Annotated in this window: 12 protein-coding genes; 5 read left to right on the top strand and 7 right to left on the bottom strand. The window is 60.0% G+C overall.

The window, feature by feature from the left end; translation table 11 throughout:
• Entirely contained in the window at window positions 1-633 is a 633-nt protein-coding gene (locus ACPWMG_RS11880) for a LysE family translocator (protein WP_483304844.1), read from the top strand.
• Window positions 634-663: 30 nt separating this feature from the next.
• Here the strand turns inward: ACPWMG_RS11880 and dinG are convergent, their stop codons facing one another.
• Window positions 664-2,865 carry an ATP-dependent DNA helicase DinG gene (gene dinG / locus ACPWMG_RS11875; RefSeq protein ID WP_483304843.1) on the bottom strand — a complete coding sequence of 734 codons (2,202 nt, stop codon included), beginning with the start codon at window positions 2,863-2,865 and terminating at the stop codon, window positions 664-666.
• Between the two features lie 318 nt (window positions 2,866-3,183).
• Between dinG and aat the strand changes: the two genes are divergently transcribed.
• From aat to ACPWMG_RS11860, 3 genes are all read left to right on the top strand, one after another.
• Window positions 3,184-3,954, top strand: coding sequence for a leucyl/phenylalanyl-tRNA--protein transferase (gene aat, locus ACPWMG_RS11870; protein ID WP_483304842.1), 771 nt, complete (start codon window positions 3,184-3,186; stop codon window positions 3,952-3,954).
• Complete coding sequence (locus ACPWMG_RS11865) at window positions 3,951-4,709, top strand: arginyltransferase (RefSeq protein WP_483304841.1); 759 nt, start codon at window positions 3,951-3,953, stop codon at window positions 4,707-4,709. Before aat ends, ACPWMG_RS11865 begins: the two co-directional genes overlap by 4 nt.
• Window positions 4,710-4,819: 110 nt before the next feature.
• Entirely contained in the window at window positions 4,820-5,620 is an 801-nt protein-coding gene (locus ACPWMG_RS11860; RefSeq protein WP_483304840.1) for an IclR family transcriptional regulator, read from the top strand.
• A 116-nt stretch (window positions 5,621-5,736) separates the two neighbouring features.
• On the opposite strand, the gene ACPWMG_RS11855 is transcribed toward ACPWMG_RS11860, so the two are convergent.
• The 3 genes from ACPWMG_RS11855 to clpS all read right to left on the bottom strand — a co-directional run bounded on the left by ACPWMG_RS11855 (window position 5,737) and on the right by clpS (window position 10,028).
• Complete coding sequence (locus ACPWMG_RS11855; RefSeq protein ID WP_483304839.1) at window positions 5,737-6,834, bottom strand: serine hydrolase; 1,098 nt, start codon at window positions 6,832-6,834, stop codon at window positions 5,737-5,739.
• A gap of 425 nt (window positions 6,835-7,259) precedes the next feature.
• A complete protein-coding gene (clpA, locus tag ACPWMG_RS11850) occupies window positions 7,260-9,599 on the bottom strand; it encodes an ATP-dependent Clp protease ATP-binding subunit ClpA (protein ID WP_483304838.1) in 2,340 nt (779 codons plus the stop codon).
• A gap of 69 nt (window positions 9,600-9,668) precedes the next feature.
• Window positions 9,669-10,028 carry an ATP-dependent Clp protease adapter ClpS gene (clpS, locus tag ACPWMG_RS11845; protein WP_483304837.1) on the bottom strand — a complete coding sequence of 120 codons (360 nt, stop codon included), beginning with the start codon at window positions 10,026-10,028 and terminating at the stop codon, window positions 9,669-9,671.
• 215 nt (window positions 10,029-10,243) lie between these two features.
• Here clpS and ACPWMG_RS11840 point away from each other — a divergent pair, with 215 nt between their 5' ends.
• The gene (locus tag ACPWMG_RS11840; protein ID WP_483304836.1) at window positions 10,244-10,765 is read left to right on the top strand and encodes a hypothetical protein; all 522 of its coding nucleotides are present in this window, start codon (window positions 10,244-10,246) and stop codon (window positions 10,763-10,765) included.
• 21 nt (window positions 10,766-10,786) lie between these two features.
• Here the strand turns inward: ACPWMG_RS11840 and ACPWMG_RS11835 are convergent, their stop codons facing one another.
• From ACPWMG_RS11835 to dnaE, 3 genes are all read right to left on the bottom strand, one after another.
• Window positions 10,787-11,248, bottom strand: a complete 462-nt coding sequence (locus tag ACPWMG_RS11835; RefSeq protein ID WP_483304835.1) for a SixA phosphatase family protein — start codon at window positions 11,246-11,248, stop codon at window positions 10,787-10,789.
• Between the two features lie 15 nt (window positions 11,249-11,263).
• On the bottom strand, window positions 11,264-13,369 hold the full coding sequence (gene ppk1 / locus ACPWMG_RS11830) for a polyphosphate kinase 1 (RefSeq protein ID WP_483304834.1): 2,106 nt from the start codon (window positions 13,367-13,369) through the stop codon (window positions 11,264-11,266).
• 110 nt (window positions 13,370-13,479) lie between these two features.
• Complete coding sequence (gene dnaE / locus ACPWMG_RS11825) at window positions 13,480-17,019, bottom strand: DNA polymerase III subunit alpha (protein WP_483304833.1); 3,540 nt, start codon at window positions 17,017-17,019, stop codon at window positions 13,480-13,482.
• Between the last annotated feature and the right edge of the window lie 109 nt (window positions 17,020-17,128).

Here is a 17,128-nt window from a genome sequence, read left to right as displayed (position 1 = left end):
ATGACGCTCACCACCTACCTTCTCTATATCACCGCCGTCGCCGTGCTGGTGCTCTCGCCTGGCCCGACCATGTTGATGTGCATCACCCGCGCCATCCAGCATGGTTGGGATCGCGCGTTGTGTGCTGGCTTGGGCAGCGTGACGGCGGCCTTGGGCGCCATGCTGTTGTCTGCGCTGGGCCTGGGCGCTTTGCTCGCTGCATCGGAAACCGCATTCACTATCTTGAAGGTGATAGGCGCGGCTTACTTGATCTACCTGGGCATCAAGACGTGGAACAGCCCGGCGTTAGCCATGGGCAAGAACACACCAACGGTTGGCCCGCGCATGGGGCGCGGCGCCAGCTATTTGCAAGGTTTTTTGGTGGGCGCGAGCAACCCCAAAGGATTGCTGTTCGCCGCTGCTTTCTTTCCGCAATTCATGAACGCCAGCTCGGCCCTGGCGCCGCAGTTCGCCATTCTGGGCGGCACCTTCGCCGTCATGGAACTCACGGTGTTGACACTGTGTGCTTTTGGCGCGGCGAGCATTGCGCCGTGGCTGGCATCAGAGACGCGCATCCGCTGGGTGAACCGCGCTTGCGGCGGCATCTTTGCGCTGATGGGTAGCGTCGTCTTGACGATGCGCCGCCACGCTTAAACGATTCAAACTAAGCCGAGCTAGCCCGGATCAAGCTGGGCTGACCCGCCCCATCACGTCTTTGCGCAGACGCTGAAACGGCGGCAAGCCCTGCATCAAGCGCTGGCCGAACGACGTGCCAGCCAATCGACGGTCGTAGCAGTAGACAAACGAACGGTCTGTCTCGGTACGGATCGCGCGGCCGGCCCATTGCGCCAGGCGCACGGCGGTGGCCGGCACCACCAGTTCTGAAAACGGGTCGCGCCCCACGGAGCGCAGCCACTCGGAACGCGACTCGCCGACGGGGTCGTCTGGCGAGGCAAAGGGCAGCTTGGCGATAAATACGGTCTCGCACAGTTCGCCCGGCAAATCCAGCCCTTCACCAAACGACTGCATGCCGAAGATGACCGATGGCAAACCGCTGCCCACACGTTCGCGGTGGCGCTGCAGCAGCACGGTGCGTGGCAGGTCGCCCTGCACTAGCACCACTTCGCGCAGCACCGGCGGCAAAGCCTGCACGGCTTGGCGCATCTGGTCGCGCGAGGTGAACAAGGCCAAGGCGCCGTGCTCCACCAAGGCTACATCGCGCAGCAACAGTTGCACCATCTCGGTGGTGAACTCGCTGGCCTGGCGCGGGTCGGCTCGTGTCTCCACGGTGATGAACTGGCCTTGTTTGGCATAGTCGAACGGGCTGGGCACTTCTAGCGTGGTGGCGGCCGGGTCGTCCAACAAACCGGTTTCACGCATGTAGAAGTCGAACTGGCCACAGCTTTGCAGCGTGGCCGAAGTGAGGATCGCGGCACGCACGTTGGGCCACAGCTTGTGGCGCAGCGCAGTGCCTGGCAAGATGGGGCTGGCATAGGCGCGGATGCGGATGTGGGCCGCGCCAGGCTCACCTTCAAGCGTGAACCACTTGGCCACAGGGGCCGCTGGTGCAGCGGTTTCGCGCAGCAGCATTTCGGTGGCTGCGTGTACGCCCTCCAGGCGCGGCGTGAGCACACCCAACTGCGCGTACAGCACCGACAAGCGCCGCGCCTCGTTTGGGTTGTCGCGCATTTCGGCGCGCAGCGCCTTGGCAATTTCGTTCAGCACCGCCAAGAAACCTTCGGCCAACACACCGATGGTGCGCAGCGGCTCGACCAGTTCGGGCGGCAACACGCCTTGCGGCAAACGTACACGGGCTGGGCCGTGGCCATTGCCACCGCGGTTCGGCTCCAACAACACAGCGGCGTAACGCTGCTGCACCAGCGATGACAACTCTTGCATCGACTGCTTGAGCTGGCTGCTCATGCGGCCCAAGTCACCAGAGTCCGACACCATCATCAAGCTGCCGATGCGCCGCGCGCGGTTGGCCAGGGTGTCGATCCAGTCGAGCCAGTGCAAATCCATGGCGGCAGAGAACTTGTCGAGCGCCACGGCCGGCAGGTGGTGTGCCTCGTCGAGGATCAGCAGGCAGTTGTCCAGCTCGGGCAAGGTGCGCGAGCCCAATGTGGACAGCAGCAAATCGTGGTTGGCCACGATGACGTTGGCGCCCACCAGTTCCTTGCGCTTCTCGTAATAGGTGCACGAGCTGAACACCGGGCAGTGTTTGCCGGTGCACGAGCTGGCCACGGCCGCCACAGGTTGCCACCAGTCGCCATCGGGCTGGGTGGCCAATGAGTCGCGGTCACCGTCCCAAGTGCCGGCAGACAACTCGCGGTTGATGTGGCCGTAGAACAGCGTCCGGGCTTCCTGGTCGTAGGTCGACAAAGTGCCGCCGGGACCGCCGCCGGCCAAGGCCATTTCATCGGCAAACAGGTCGTCTTCTGCCGCATCAGCCTCACTGCCGCCCCCCGCCAAGCGCGCGAGTTTGAGCTTGCACACGTAGCGCCCGCGCCCCTTGGCCAAACCAAAGCGAAAAGGCTCGGGCATGAGCGCGGCCAACGCGGGCAGGTCTTTGTTCACCAACTGCTCTTGCAGCGCAACGGTGGCCGTCGAGATCAACACCCGCGTCTTGCGCGCCAAGGCTACGCTGATGGCCGGTACGCAGTAGGCCAGCGACTTACCCACGCCCGTGCCGGCCTGCACCACGGCAATGGCGCGCTCGGGTTCGTCGTCTTCAGATTCGAGCTTGCCGAGCGTGGCTTCGCAAAAAGTGTGAGCCACCTTTTCGGCCATGAGCCGTTGGCCCGGGCGGTCGCGAAAATCGCCAGCCGCGCGCACGACGTCGTCGAAAGCTTGGAGCGCAGCAGCGGCAATATGAGATGACGACATGGAACAGAATTTGGGGAGAAAAAGTAGCCAAAAAAGCAGCGCAAAAAGCAACTGGAACAACGATGAAACCGTTGCGGCATGCAGCGTAGTCAAAAATTGGATCGCCGGTTGAATCCAATGCTGTATATCCACACAGTTTACCGGAGTCGCCAAGGGTTTGGTTGCCGCCTTAAAAATTCAAGCCAAAATGACATTTAACGCCCGGTCATACTGCGGCAGCAGCTTCCAACTTTGTAGCAAATTGCCGACACCCCAGAACACACCCATTACCGGTTCAGCGCAAGCTGGGTATGCTTTAGCGCTACGGCCGAATTCACCATGACATCCGCCCAACCGCCCCTCCCCTGGCTAGCCCCTGGCGAAGCGTTTCCGCCGGTTAAAGAGGCCTGGGGCACCGATGCCCCGGCGCCCGGTTTACTGGCCGCTGGCGGCGCACTCGATGTGGCCACGTTGCGCCACGCTTATCTGCAAGGTGTGTTCCCTTGGTACAGCGCCGGCCAGCCCATTTTGTGGTGGAGCCCCGACCCGCGCATGGTGCTGCAAACCGATGCCTTCAAGCTGCACCGCTCGCTGCGCAAAACACTCACAGCCTTCACGCAAGACGCGCAATGCGAGGTGCGCTTTGACACCGCCTTCACCGATGTGATCACCGCCTGCGCCACCAGCCCGCGCATTGGCCAATCAGGCACCTGGATCTTGCCCGAGATGGTGCGCGCCTATACCGCGCTGCACCGCGCCGGCATAGCGCACAGCATCGAAACCTGGATTGACGGCGAACTGGTGGGGGGCCTGTATTGCGTGGGCCTGGGCCGCGCGGTGTTTGGCGAGTCGATGTTCACCCGTGTGCCGGACGCCTCCAAAATCGCGCTCGCCGCCTTGGTGGCGTTTTGCCGCGCACACCAGATTCCGCAGATCGACTGCCAGCAAAACACCTCGCATTTGGCCTCGCTCGGTGCACGCGAAATCCCGCGCAACGTGTTCGGCGCCAAAGTCAAGCAGCAGGCCGTTTTGCCCAGCCCGGTTTGGCAATTCAAGCCCATATACTGGCAACACCTGCTCCTGCTTTCACCACCGGCGGCCCCAGCGTGACGCACCTCAACGACCTGCCCCTGCAGACCCTGCAGTTCTATGCCACGGCACCCTACCCGTGCAGCTATCTGCCGGACCGCCAGGCGCGCTCGCAAGTGGCCACGCCCGGCAATCTGATCCACAACACCACCTACTCACAACTGGTGAACACCGGCTTTCGGCGCAGCGGCATGTTCACCTACCGCCCCTATTGCGACGGCTGCCAGGCCTGCGTACCGCTGCGCGTGTTGGCCGCCGACTTCAAGCCCGACCGCAGCCAACGCCGCGCCGCCGCACAACACGCCAAACTGCAAGCGCGTGTGCTGCGCCTGTGTTTTGTGCCCGAGCATTACGAGCTCTACCTGCGCTACCAAAACGGCCGCCACGCGGGCGGCGGCATGGACCAGGACAGCATCGACCAATACACCCAGTTCTTACTGCAAAGCCGCGTGAATTCGCGCTTGGTGGAGTTTCATGAAACCCGGCCAGACGGCACGCTGGGCGCGCTGAAAATGGTGTCCATCCTCGACGTGCTGGACGACGGCATCTCCGCCGTCTACACCTTCTACGAGCCCGAGGAGCGCACCAGCTATGGCACCTTCAACGTGCTGTGGCAAATCGACCAGGCGCGGCAACTTGGCCTGCCCTACGTCTACCTCGGCTACTGGATCGAACAGAGCGTGAAGATGCGCTACAAGGCGAACTTCAAACCGCACGAGATGCTGCGCGCTGGGGAATGGATCAACCCCGACGCAACCGATTCAAGCCACGCATAAAAGCCCGGAGAAGAGACAGAAAAAACAACCGCTTTATTTCGGATGGCGCAACGCGCGTTTCATCCTATAAAATGAGTGCAAATTGGCCGCAACTTTTTTGAGTAGCATCCATGAGACACAACACTCCAGCGGAAACCCAGACGCCGACCGTACAGGTCATCGAACGCATGTTTGCGTTGATCGACACTTTGGCCGCGCGTGAAGACGCCATGTCGCTGAAAGAAATCAGCGAAAAGACGGGACTGCACCCGTCGACCACCCACCGCATCTTGAACGATTTGGCCGTAGGCCGCTTTGTGGACCGCCCAGAACCTGGCACCTACCGCCTCGGCATGCGCTTGCTGGAGCTGGGCAACCTCGTCAAAGGCCGTCTGAGCGTACGTGACGCGGCTCTACACCCCATGCGTGAGCTGCACCGCTTGACACAGCAGCCCGTCAACCTGAGCGTGCGCCAGGGAGACGAAATCGTTTATGTGGAGCGCGCCCTCAGCGAACGTTCTGGCATGCAGGTGGTGCGCGCCATTGGTGGCCGCGCGCCGCTACACCTTACGTCGGTAGGGAAACTTTTTCTGGCGGCCGATGAAGCCCAGCGCGTGCGCGCCTATGCGCTGCGCACGGGTCTGAGCGGCCACACCAAGAACAGCTTGACCGATCTGGCCATGCTCGAACGCGAACTGGCCAAGGCACGCCAATACGGCATTGCACGTGACAACGAAGAGCTGGAGCTGGGCGTGCGCTGCATGGCCGCTGGCATTTACGACGACCAGAGCCGGCTGGTGGCAGGCTTGTCGATCTCGTCGCCCGCCGACCGGCTGGACGAAGCTTGGCTGCCCAAGCTGCAAGCCACCGCCAACGAGATCTCGTCAGCCCTGGGCTACCAACCCAAAACCAATCCGCTGGGCAATCCTTGAAAACACCTTAAGCGCGCTTCGGCGGTGCTGACAAAAGCAAAACGGAAAAAGCAAAACGGCTGAAGCGGTTAAACCGCTTCAGCCGTTTGTTCTTGCAGGCAGGACTTAGAGCGCGCTCAACCCGCCGAGGCCTTGACTTCGTGCAGTCGCAAGGCGTTGGCCGGAGCATTGTTTTCAACCCAGCGGCGCACACGCTCAGCATCGCCAATCCGGCTCAGCTTGCCAGCAGAATCCAAGAACACCATGATCAGCTTGCGGCCAGCAATCTTGGCCTGCATCACCAGGCATTGGCCCGCCTCAGAGATGTAGCCAGTCTTTTGCAAGCCAATATCCCAGATCGGGTTTTTCACCAAACGGTTGGTGTTGTTGTATTGAAGCGTACGGCGACCCACATCCACCTGGTAACCGGGCGACGTGGTGAGTTCGCGCAACTTGGGTTCGTTGTAAGCAGTCTTCACCAGCAGCGCCAAGTCTTGCGCGCTCGACTGGTTATGGCTCGACAGGCCGGTTGGCTCAACGTAACGCGTGTCTTTCATGCCCAAGTGCTGCGCCTTGGCATTCATCAGCGAGACAAACTGCGCCAAGCCACCGGGGTAGGTACGCCCCAAAGCGTGCGCCGCACGGTTTTCGCTGGACATCAGCGCCAAGTGCAGCAATTCGCCTCGGCTGAGTGTGGCACCAACCATCAGGCGCGAACTGCTGCCTTTTTCGGTATCCACATCGTCCTGCGTGATCGTGATCATTTCATCTTCAGGCAAATTGGCCTCGTTGATGATCAGACCCGTCATCAGCTTTGTGAGCGATGCAATCGGCAGCACCGCGTGGTCATTCTTGCTGAACAGCACTTCGCTTGTTTCTTGGTCCACCACCAGCGCCACGCTGGACTTCAGGTCAAGCGGATCGTTGGCCGTGTGCAGACCTGCCATTTGGCCGTAGGACAGCTTTGCGGGAATGATTTCAGCGCGCGTCACGGTTTTGCGAGCGCTGACTTTTTGAACGCTCTGCTTGCCGGACGTAAAGGTCTTACTCGTGCGGGTGACCTTCACCACTTCAGGACGAGACTTGCCTTTGCTGGTGCTGCTGGCTTTTTTCTCGACAACAACTTTTTTGCGCTCAGCTGCGTTGGCGGGGGCAGCGACAAGCGTCGCCGAACACGCCAAAACAGCAACTATTTGTATTAGACGGTTCAAAAGATAACGATTCTTCGAGGGCATGGGTCGATCTCCCGGCATCAATGCATTGCGGGAGAGTTTATAGAGTTAAAAAAGTTTGCACAAGATCAATGACTTAGATTGCATATTTAAAGTGTAAGGCACCTCGCGCACCATTTTGGCCAAGAGAACCACCGCACTGCATCAAATTGCAAGCTCTTGACTTCATCTTTTAAGCACAGTCCTTGCTTTTACGCAGGCAAAAATCGCGCCCATCGGTAGCACCACTGCTTGCTGCACCACCAAAACTATTGAGAGCTCGGTTGCGATGACAAAACTGCACAAATAATTCCCAAAAATGATGTAACAGTGGCAGGCCCCAGCTAGGCGCTCTCAAAAAGCAGTCGGCAAACCGCCCAAAAATGTAAAACGGCGCATGTTTCCATGCGCCGTTTTACTGGACCAGCCCCGAAAAACTGGTTACGTCATTACACCGGAGCGGCTTCTTCCGCCTCTGGCTTGGACTTGCCTTCCTTCTTCGGCAGCGGCTGGATGTCGAGCAGCACCTCGCTGGTCTCCACTCCCTTTTCGTCCTTGTCGAACTTGATGTCCACCGTCAGACGGCCACCATCGACCAAGCGGCCAAACAGCAATTCGTCGGCCAAGGCACGACGGATCGTGTCCTGGATCAAACGCTGCATCGGACGCGCGCCCATCAGCGGATCAAAGCCCTTCTTGCCGAGGTGCTTGCGCAGCGCATCGGTGAAAGTGACTTCCACCTTCTTCTCGCTGAGCTGGGTTTCCAGTTGCAGCAAGAATTTGTCGACCACACGCAGAATCACGGCTTCGTCCAGCGCCTTGAAGCTCACCGTGGCATCCAGACGGTTGCGGAACTCTGGCGTGAACAAGCGCTTGATATCGGCCATTTCATCACCCGCTTCGCGTGGATTGGTGAAACCGATGGTGGCCTTGTTCATCGTCTCGGCGCCCGCATTGGTCGTCATGATGATGATCACGTTACGGAAATCAGCCTTGCGCCCGTTGTTATCGGTCAGCGTGCCGTGGTCCATGACCTGCAGCAGCACGTTGAAGATGTCCGGGTGCGCCTTTTCGATTTCGTCGAGCAGCAGCACGCAATGCGGCTTCTTGGTCACAGCTTCGGTCAGCAGACCACCTTGGTCGAAACCAACGTAGCCCGGAGGGGCACCAATCAAACGGCTCACCGCGTGGCGTTCCATGTACTCAGACATGTCGAACCGAATCAGCTCGATGCCCATGATGTACGCCAGTTGTTTGGCCGCTTCGGTCTTGCCCACACCCGTGGGGCCGCTGAACAGGAACGAGCCAATCGGCTTGTCGCCCTTGCCCAGGCCCGAACGCGCCATCTTCACAGCGGAAGCCAGCACGTCCAGCGCCTTGTCTTGACCGAACACCACGTTCTTCAAGTCGCGTTCCAGCGTCTTGAGCTTGCCGCGGTCGTCGTTCGACACATTCGCAGGGGGAATGCGCGCGATCTTCGCCACGATTTCTTCGACTTCCGTCTTGGAAATGGTTTTCTTGCGCTTGCTCGGGGGCAAGATGCGTTGCGCAGCACCGGCTTCGTCGATTACGTCGATGGCCTTGTCAGGCAAATGACGGTCGTTGATGTACTTGGCGCTGAGCTCAGCAGCCGCTTGCAGCGCCGCCACGGCGTACTTCACGCTGTGGTGCTCTTCAAAGCGCGACTTCAAGCCCTTCAAGATCTCCACGGTTTCTTGCACCGTTGGTTCGACCACGTCGACCTTCTGGAAACGACGCGACAGGGCCGCGTCTTTTTCAAAGATGCCACGGTATTCCGTGAACGTCGTAGCGCCAATGCACTTCAGCTGGCCGCTAGAAAGCGCGGGCTTCAGCAGGTTGGACGCATCCAAAGTGCCGCCAGAGGCCGCGCCCGCACCAATCAGCGTGTGGATTTCGTCGATGAACAGAATCGCGTTGGGGCGATCTTTCAACGACTTGAGCACACCCTTCAGGCGCTGCTCAAAGTCACCACGGTACTTGGTACCGGCCAACAACGCGCCCATGTCAAGCGAGTACACCTGGGCTTCCATCAGGATTTCAGGCACATCTTTTTGCGTGATGCGCCAAGCCAGGCCCTCTGCAATCGCGGTTTTACCCACGCCAGCTTCACCCACCAGCAAGGGGTTGTTCTTGCGCCGACGGCACAAGATCTGGATGGTGCGCTCGACTTCGTACTCACGACCAATCAGCGGATCGATCTTGCCTTCCTTGGCCAGCTGGTTCAGGTTTTGCGTGAACTGCTCCAGCGGAGAAGCTTTTTCGTTCTTCTCGCTGCCGCCCTCTTCGCTCTCAGTTTGACCTTCGGACGATTTGGTAGGCTCTGGTGGATCGCTCTTCTTGATCCCGTGGGCAATGAAGTTGACCACGTCCAGACGCGTCACGCCCTGCTGGTGCAGGTAGTAGACGGCGTGCGAATCTTTCTCGCCAAAAATAGCCACCAGCACGTTGGCGCCGGTCACTTCCTTCTTGCCGCTGCCCGTGGATTGCACGTGCATGATCGCGCGCTGGATCACGCGCTGGAAACCCAAGGTCGGCTGGGTGTCGACGTCGTCGGTACCGGCCACCTGAGGGGTGTTGTCTTTGATGAAATCTGTCAACGACTTACGCAAGTCGTCGATGTTGGCGGAACATGCTCGCAGCACCTCCGCCGCGCTTGGATTGTCCAGCAGAGCCAACAACAAGTGTTCAACCGTGATGAACTCGTGGCGTTGCTGCCGCGCTTCCACAAACGCCATGTGCAAACTGACTTCCAATTCCTGGGCAATCATGTGATTTCCTTTAACGCCTAGCTGTTACTACACACTCTACATGGGTTCGCGTTTGTTGTTTTCAATTCATCATTCAACAGGTTCGCTCACACACTGTAAAGGATGCCCGGCCCGTTTCGCCGCCTCCAACACCTGATCAACCTTCGTGGCTGCGACATCTTTGGTATAGATGCCGCAAACCGCGCGTCCGTCGAGGTGAATCTTGAGCATGATCTGGGTTGCCGTTTCCCGGTCTTTGCTGAAAAACTCCTGAATCACCACCACCACGAACTCCATCGGGGTGTAGTCGTCATTCAGCATCAGCACTTGGTGCATTTGCGGCGGTTTAGTGCGCTGCGTGAGCCGCTCAAGAACAACCGAACCGCCGTCGTCTGGAACGGACGGCTGTGGTGCAGGTGGTTTGGGTTGTACTGGTTTTTTGGTCGCCATAGTGTCATTTTATAGAGCCGTGGCCGGGTGCGTATTGCCTGGATATTGCCCCTACGGCAGTCAACGCCCGGCGCGGCTCTGAGCAAGAAAACCCCAACAATAAGACGGATATAGCCTCTGCAAAAAGCAGGCCGACGTACGCCCATCAATACAAACTTGGAACACCTCCGAAAACTGTATAAACTATATAAATCATTTATTTCCAAAAGGATGCCATGACCAGCGCACAAAAACCAACCGCCCCCGCTCCCGCCGCTGTGGAGACTGCCGACAAGAACCCCGTTGCCAAAGCCGTCAAAACAGTAAAGGCACCGAAGGTCGCAAAAGAGCCAAAGGCAGCCAAGGCGCCAGCCAAGCCGGTTCAGAAGCCTGCAGAAAAAGCCGAGAAGAAAAAAACGCCTGCTGCAGATGCGCCCAAAGTGCCAAAGGTCAAGGCAACTCCTGCAAAAACTTCCGCAACAGCTGCTGCAGCCCCTGCCAAGAACGCCCCCGCGACGGCTGCAGCCCCCAAGGCCAAGAAGCCCAAGCTGGTGCGTGACAGCTTCACCATCCCCAAGCCAGAGTATTTGGTTCTGGACGAACTCAAGCTGCGCGCGCTGCAATTGCAGCACCCAATCAAAAAAGGGGAATTGCTCCGCGCTGGCATTAAAGCCCTGGCGAGCATGGCGGACGACGCATTTTTGGTCGCCGTGCAAGCAGTGCCAACCATCAAGACCGGCCGGCCAGCAAAAGACTAAGCTGCGCGATGTAGACAGCGCTTAAAGCATGTCAGCGGACTGCACCGCCAGCAGGGTCACCTGCGGCTGCTCGTCCCGCTGACGGCTGCGCAGCCACCAGACTGCGCCCTTCTTGATGGAGAGTTCGGGCTCCGCCAAACCGAGGATTTGCGCCACGGTTTGCCCGAGCACCGGCTGGTGCCCGACGATCAGCACCTGGCCTTTGCCGTTCGGCCATTGCGCCACTTCCAGCAACTGCGCCACGCTGCAGCCAGGCGCCAACTCGGGCCGTACGCGAAACTTGCGGCCCAGGGCATGCACGGTTTCATCGGTGCGCTTGGCGGGGCTGGAAAAAATGCGCACGCTGTCCGGCAATTGACGATCCAGCCAAGCCGCCATGCGTGCCGCTTGCTTCACGCCGCGTGGCGTCAGGCTGCGGCGCAGGTCATCGATTTCACCCGTGGGCTCTTCCGCTTCTGCATGGCGCCAAAGAATCAGATCCATCGCTTCCACCCACCTCTACACGATCAAACTGCTGACATGCCGATGGCGGTGCAACTCCATCAGCGCGGCCTGCGCGGACCGTGTGGACTGGCCCGGCATCCCCATCAGGCGCTCATAATGCCCATCGGGCTTTTGAACCCAGGCATCGGTGTCGTCCAGCAAATACGGCACCAGGCACTCGTCGATGATGCGCTGCCGCGCCGCCGGCTCGGACACCGGCCAAGCCAGTTCAATACGCCGCAGCATGTTGCGGTTCATCCAGTCGGCACTCGACAGGTAAAGCTCTTCCTGAGCACCCGCGCGGAAGTAAAACACCCGGGTGTGCTCCAAAAAGCGCCCCACCACCGAGCGTACGCGGATGTTGTCGGTCAAGCCCGGCACTCCGGCCGGCAAGGCGCAGGCACCGCGCACGATCAAATCGATCTTGGCGCCTTGCTGCCCAGCTTTGACCAGCGCGTGGATGATGTCGTCGTCCGTCAGCGCATTCATCTTGGCCACGATGCGCCCACCCTTGCCATGTGCCGCAGAGTGACCCACGTTTTGGATCCACTCAATGACGTTCTTTTGCAGGTGAAACGGTGCCATCCACAGACGCTTCAGCGGCAGCAGCTTGCCCTGCCCTGCAATGTGTGTGAAAGCGCGCTCCATGTCGCCGGTGATATGGGGGTCGGCCGTCAAGTGGCTGATGTCGGTATAGAGCTTAGCCGTGCGCGGGTTGTAGTTGCCAGTCGACAAATGCCCGTAACGGCGCAACACACGCCCTTCGCGGCGCGTCACCAGCAGCATCTTGGCGTGGGTTTTCAGGCCCACCACGCCGTACACCACCTGCGCGCCCACCGATTCCAGCATCTCCGCCCAGTTGATGTTCGCCTCTTCGTCGAAGCGCGCCTTCAGCTCAACAACCACCGTCACTTCCTTGCCGGAGCGCACGCCTTCCAGCAGCAACTCCATCAACTCGGAATCGGCACCGGTGCGGTAAATGGTTTGCTTGATGGCTAGCACCTGCGGGTCGTTCACGGCCTCGCGCAAGAACGCCAACACGGCATCAAACCGCTCGAATGGCTGGTGGATCAGCACATCGCGGTACTGCAAGCGCTCAAAAAACGATTGGTCGCGGCGCAGTTCCATGGGCCAGCGTGGCTCAAATGGCGGAAACAGCAGCTTGGGTGCCTGCACCAAATCCAGCAGTTGAGCCATGCGCACCAGGTTCACCGGGCCCTGCACGCGGTACAGCGACTGCTGCGGCAGCGAGAACTGGCGCAGCAGAAAGTCCGCCAAGTAGTCAGAACAACCGGCCGCCACCTCCAGGCGCACTGCCTTGCCAAAATGCCGCACGTCCAAGCCTTGGCGCAGCGCCATGCGCAAGTTGCGCACGTCGTCTTCTTCCACCGCCAGATCAGAGTTGCGCGTCACGCGGAACTGCGAAAACTGTGTGACTTCGCGCCCGGCAAACATCTCGTGTAGATGCGCGCGGATCACGCTGGACACCGACACCACCGCCACACCGCCACCCGCAATACGGTCAGGCAGGCGAATCAGGCGCGGTAATACCCTCGGCACTTTGACGATGGTGATGTCGTTCTCGCGGCCAAAAGCATCCACACCATTGAGCCGCACGATGAAGTTAAGCGACTTGTTGGCCACCTGCGGGAACGGGTGCGCCGGGTCGAGCCCCACAGGCAACAGGAGGGGACGCACCTCGCGATCGAAATACTCCTTCACCCAACGGCGCTGCGCGTGGGTACGGTCTCCGTGCGAAATGATGCGAATGCTCTGCTTTTCAAGCGCAGGCAACAATTGATCATTGAACAGCGCATACAGCGAGTCCATCAGTTCATGTGCGGCGGCAGAAAGGCTGGTTAATGCCGCGTCCGCCTGCATCATGCCCGTGCTGTCCGGCACCAAGGCGTCGAGGTGCTGGGCCGCGCGCACTTCAAAGAATTCATCCAGATTGGACGAGACGATGCACAAGAACCGCAGCCGTTCCAGCAGCGGCACATCGGGTCGACGGGCCCAATCGAGCACACGCTCGTTGAACGCCAAAATACAGCGGTCTCTGTCCAAGGGAATCACCCTGGATGTGGGGCTAACAACTTCTTGTACGTTTTTGGTATGCGGCATCAACAACGAGGCAACTGGAGAATGGGATGATCTTCCCTCCAGTATCGGCCTCGTTTATGACGATTTCGTGTCAAAAATCTTACAGGACCACGAACTGGCAAATGCTCTGGCTACTCTTCGTAAACCACTTCGGCAGTGCCTGAACCCACCTGCCCGCGCCAGCCGGCCAGTGCGGCATCCGTAGGGAAGAACTTGGCTGCCTCGCCGAGCTGCAATTCGGCAGCCACGGCCCCGCGCTCACTTTGGCGCTGCAAACGCATGCGCACCATCAGCCCGCGCAACACTTCGCCATGCTCGGTCACCTCGGCGCGCGCCGGATACTCCTTCACCACGCGGCCAATGTCACCCGGCGAACGCTCACTTGACGGCACGGTGACGCGGAAATACTTGCCGAATCGGCAGCGCGCGGTAGGCAAGTCCCAGGCTTCGGTGATGGTCAACTGCAGGCCCCCGCCACCAAAACGATCCACCTGCACCTTGCCCATGACGATCATCAATTCGTCATCCTTGTACAGATTCTTGTTCTGGTTCATGACCGATTCAGAAACCCGCGCGTCTAGCATGCCGGTGCCGTCGTCAAAGCGGAACAAGCCCAGCTTGCCGCGCTGCCCGTTGATCACACGCAGGTCCGACACTATGCCCGCCAGCAAAATCGGATCGCGCGACTCGGCCGCATCGCCAAGCTTGCGCTTCACAAACTGGCGCACCTCAGCGCGCACTTCGTCAAACAAGTGGCCTGATAGGTAGAAGCCAACGGCTGTTTTCTCCAGCGTGAGCTGCTCCTTCACACCCCATGGCGTGGTTTCCACCAGATCAGGCTCTTGCGCCATGGAGCCGTGGCTGTCTTCCATCATGTCGAACAGGCCGCCCTGGTCGGCGTTGGCGACATTGGTGGCGGCATAGGCAAAAGCCAGGTCGATCGACGCGGACAGCGCGGCACGGTTCAACTGGATGGCATCAAACGCGCCAGCCTTGATGAGCGCATCCACCGTGCGCTTGTTCATCTTCGAGCGGTCTACCCGCAGGCAGAAGTCGAACAGGCTGGTGAACGGGCCGCCGGCTTCACGCGCAGCCACAATCGCCTCGATGGCCTGCTGGCCCGTGCCTTTCACGGCGCCCAGGCCGTAGCGGATGATCTTGTCGGTGACCGGTTCGAAGCGATAGCGGCCACGGTTGACGTCTGGCGGTTCAAACGTCAGGCCCATCTTCAGCGCGTCTTCATGCAGCAGCTTGAGCTTGTCCGTGTTGTCCATTTCCACGGTCATGTTGGCGCAGTAAAACTCTGCGGCGTAATGCACCTTGAGCCAACCCGTGTGGTATGCCAGCAGAGAGTACGCGGCCGCGTGCGACTTGTTGAAGCCGTAGCCAGCGAACTTCTCCATCAAGTCGAAAACTTCGTCGGCCTTGGCCTCGGTAATGCCGTGGGTAGCCAGGGCACCCGCGCGAAACTTCACGCGGTGCTCGGCCATTTCCTCGGCCTTCTTCTTACCCATCGCGCGGCGCAACAAGTCGGCACCGCCGAGCGAGTAGCCGCCGAGGATCTGCGCGGTCTGCATCACCTGCTCCTGGTACACCATGATGCCGTAGGTTTCGGACAGCATCTCGGCCACCGCCGGATGTGGATACTCCACCTCCTCGCGCCCGTGTTTACGCGCCACGAAGCTGGGGATCAGATCCATTGGGCCCGGCCGGTACAAGGCGTTGAGCGCAATCAAGTCTTCCAGGCGCGTCGGTTTGGCGTCCTTCAGCATGCCCTGCATGCCGCGGCTTTCAAACTGGAACACGGCTTCGGTCTTGCCTTCAGAGAACAACCGGTAGGTTTTGGCGTCGGTCAGCGGAATGTTTTCGTAGGCAAAGTTCTCCTGGCCCGGATGGCGCTTCATGATGAACTCGCGCGCAATCTCCAGAATGGTCAGCGTGGCCAAGCCCAAGAAGTCGAACTTCACCAGGCCGATGGCTTCCACGTCGTCCTTGTCGTACTGGCTCACGGCCGACTCGCTGCCGGGCTGTTGGTACAGCGGGCAGAAGTCGGTGAGCTTGCCGGGCGCAATCAACACGCCCCCGGCGTGCATGCCGATGTTGCGGGTCATGCCCTCAAGCTTTTGCGCCAGCTCGATCAGCGTCTTCACGTCTTCTTCGGTGCGGATACGCTCGGCCAGCACCGGCTCCATCTCGATGGCGTAGTTGTTCTTGTCGCCCTCTTTTTTCTTTTCGGGCGGGTACTGCAGCGTGACCGACATGCCGGGCTTGTTCGGGATCAGCTTGCTGATGCCGTCGCAAAAGGTGTAGCTCATGTCGAGCACACGGCCCACGTCGCGGATGGCCGCACGCGCGGCCATTGTTCCGAACGTGGCGATCTGGCTCACGGCGTTTTTGCCGTATTTGTCCTTCACGTAGTCGATCACGCGGTCGCGGTTACCTTGGCAGAAGTCAATGTCAAAGTCGGGCATTGACACCCGCTCCGGGTTCAGGAAACGCTCGAACAGCAGGTTGTACTGCAGCGGATCCAAGTCGGTGATCTTCAGCGCATAGGCCACCAAAGAGCCAGCACCCGAACCCCGGCCCGGGCCCACGGGGCAACCGTTGTTCTTGGCCCAGTTGATGAAGTCACCCACGATCAGGAAATAGCCCGGGAAACCCATCTTCAAGATGGTATTGAGCTCAAACTCCAGCCGGTCGATATAGCGCTGGCGTTGCGCTTCTCGAGCCGTCTCGTCGGGGTACAGGTGGATCAGGCGTTCCTTCAGCCCTTCATGCGAGGCGTAGCGGAAGTAGTCTTCCGGCGTCATCTTCTCGCCATTGACCAAAGGCGTCGGGAAGTCCGGCAGTTGCGGCTTGCCCAGCACCAGCGTCAGGTTGCAGCGCTTGGCAATCTCCAGCGTGTTGGCGATGGCCGATGGAATGTCGGCAAACAACGCCTCCATCTGGGCGGCAGACTTGAAGTACTGCTCGCGCGTGAAGCGGCGTACGCGGCGTGCGTTGCCCAGAATTTCGCCTTCAGAAATACACACGCGTGCCTCGTGCGCCTCGTAGTCTTCTTCATTGGTGAACTGCACCGGGTGCGTCGCCACCACCGGCATCTTCAGCCGGGCGGCCAATTGCACCGTGGCCGCCACGTGGGGCTCGTCTTCAGGGCGGCCTGCGCGTTGCAGCTCCAGGTAGAAGCGGTGCGGAAAAAGCGACGCCAGTTGCAGCGCCACTTCGCGCGCACGGGCTTCGTCGCCCTGCAACAGCGCTTGGCCCACCGGCCCGGCTTGGGCACCGGCCAGGCAAATCAGCCCTTCGTGCAACTCTTGCAGCCAGGCGAGCTTGATCACGGCCTGATTCTTCACGATGTTTTGCGTGAAGGCGCGCGCCAGCAGTTCTGAAATGTTCAGATAGCCGGTCTTGTTTTGCACCAACAGCACGATGCGCGACAAGGTGCCGAGCTCAGCCCCCAGGCCCTCAATGAAGATCTCCGCGCCCACCACGGGCTTGACACCCTTGCCGCGCGCTTCTTTGTAGAACTTGATGCCGCCAAACAGGTTGCTCAGGTCAGAAATGCCCAGCGCCGGCTGCTGGTCTTTGGCTGCTGCCTTGACGATGTCATCGATGCGGTTGGTTCCGTCGACGACGGAAAATTCGGTATGGAGGCGGAGATGGACAAACATCGGGGCATTTTAGAGCCGCGCCCCTCGCGCTGCCGCCCGGATTTCGAATGGGCGGGTAAGCCGCCAGGGTGACGCTCGCAGACCCGCGCCCCGCTTGACGATAGCGCTT

The sequence above is a fragment of the Hydrophilobacter chitinilyticus genome (assembly GCF_049860745.1).
Lineage (GTDB): Bacteria > Pseudomonadota > Gammaproteobacteria > Burkholderiales > Burkholderiaceae_C > Rhodoferax_B.
Note: the sequence above shows the minus strand (reverse complement) of the source record. Positions and strands in the feature narration are given on the sequence as shown.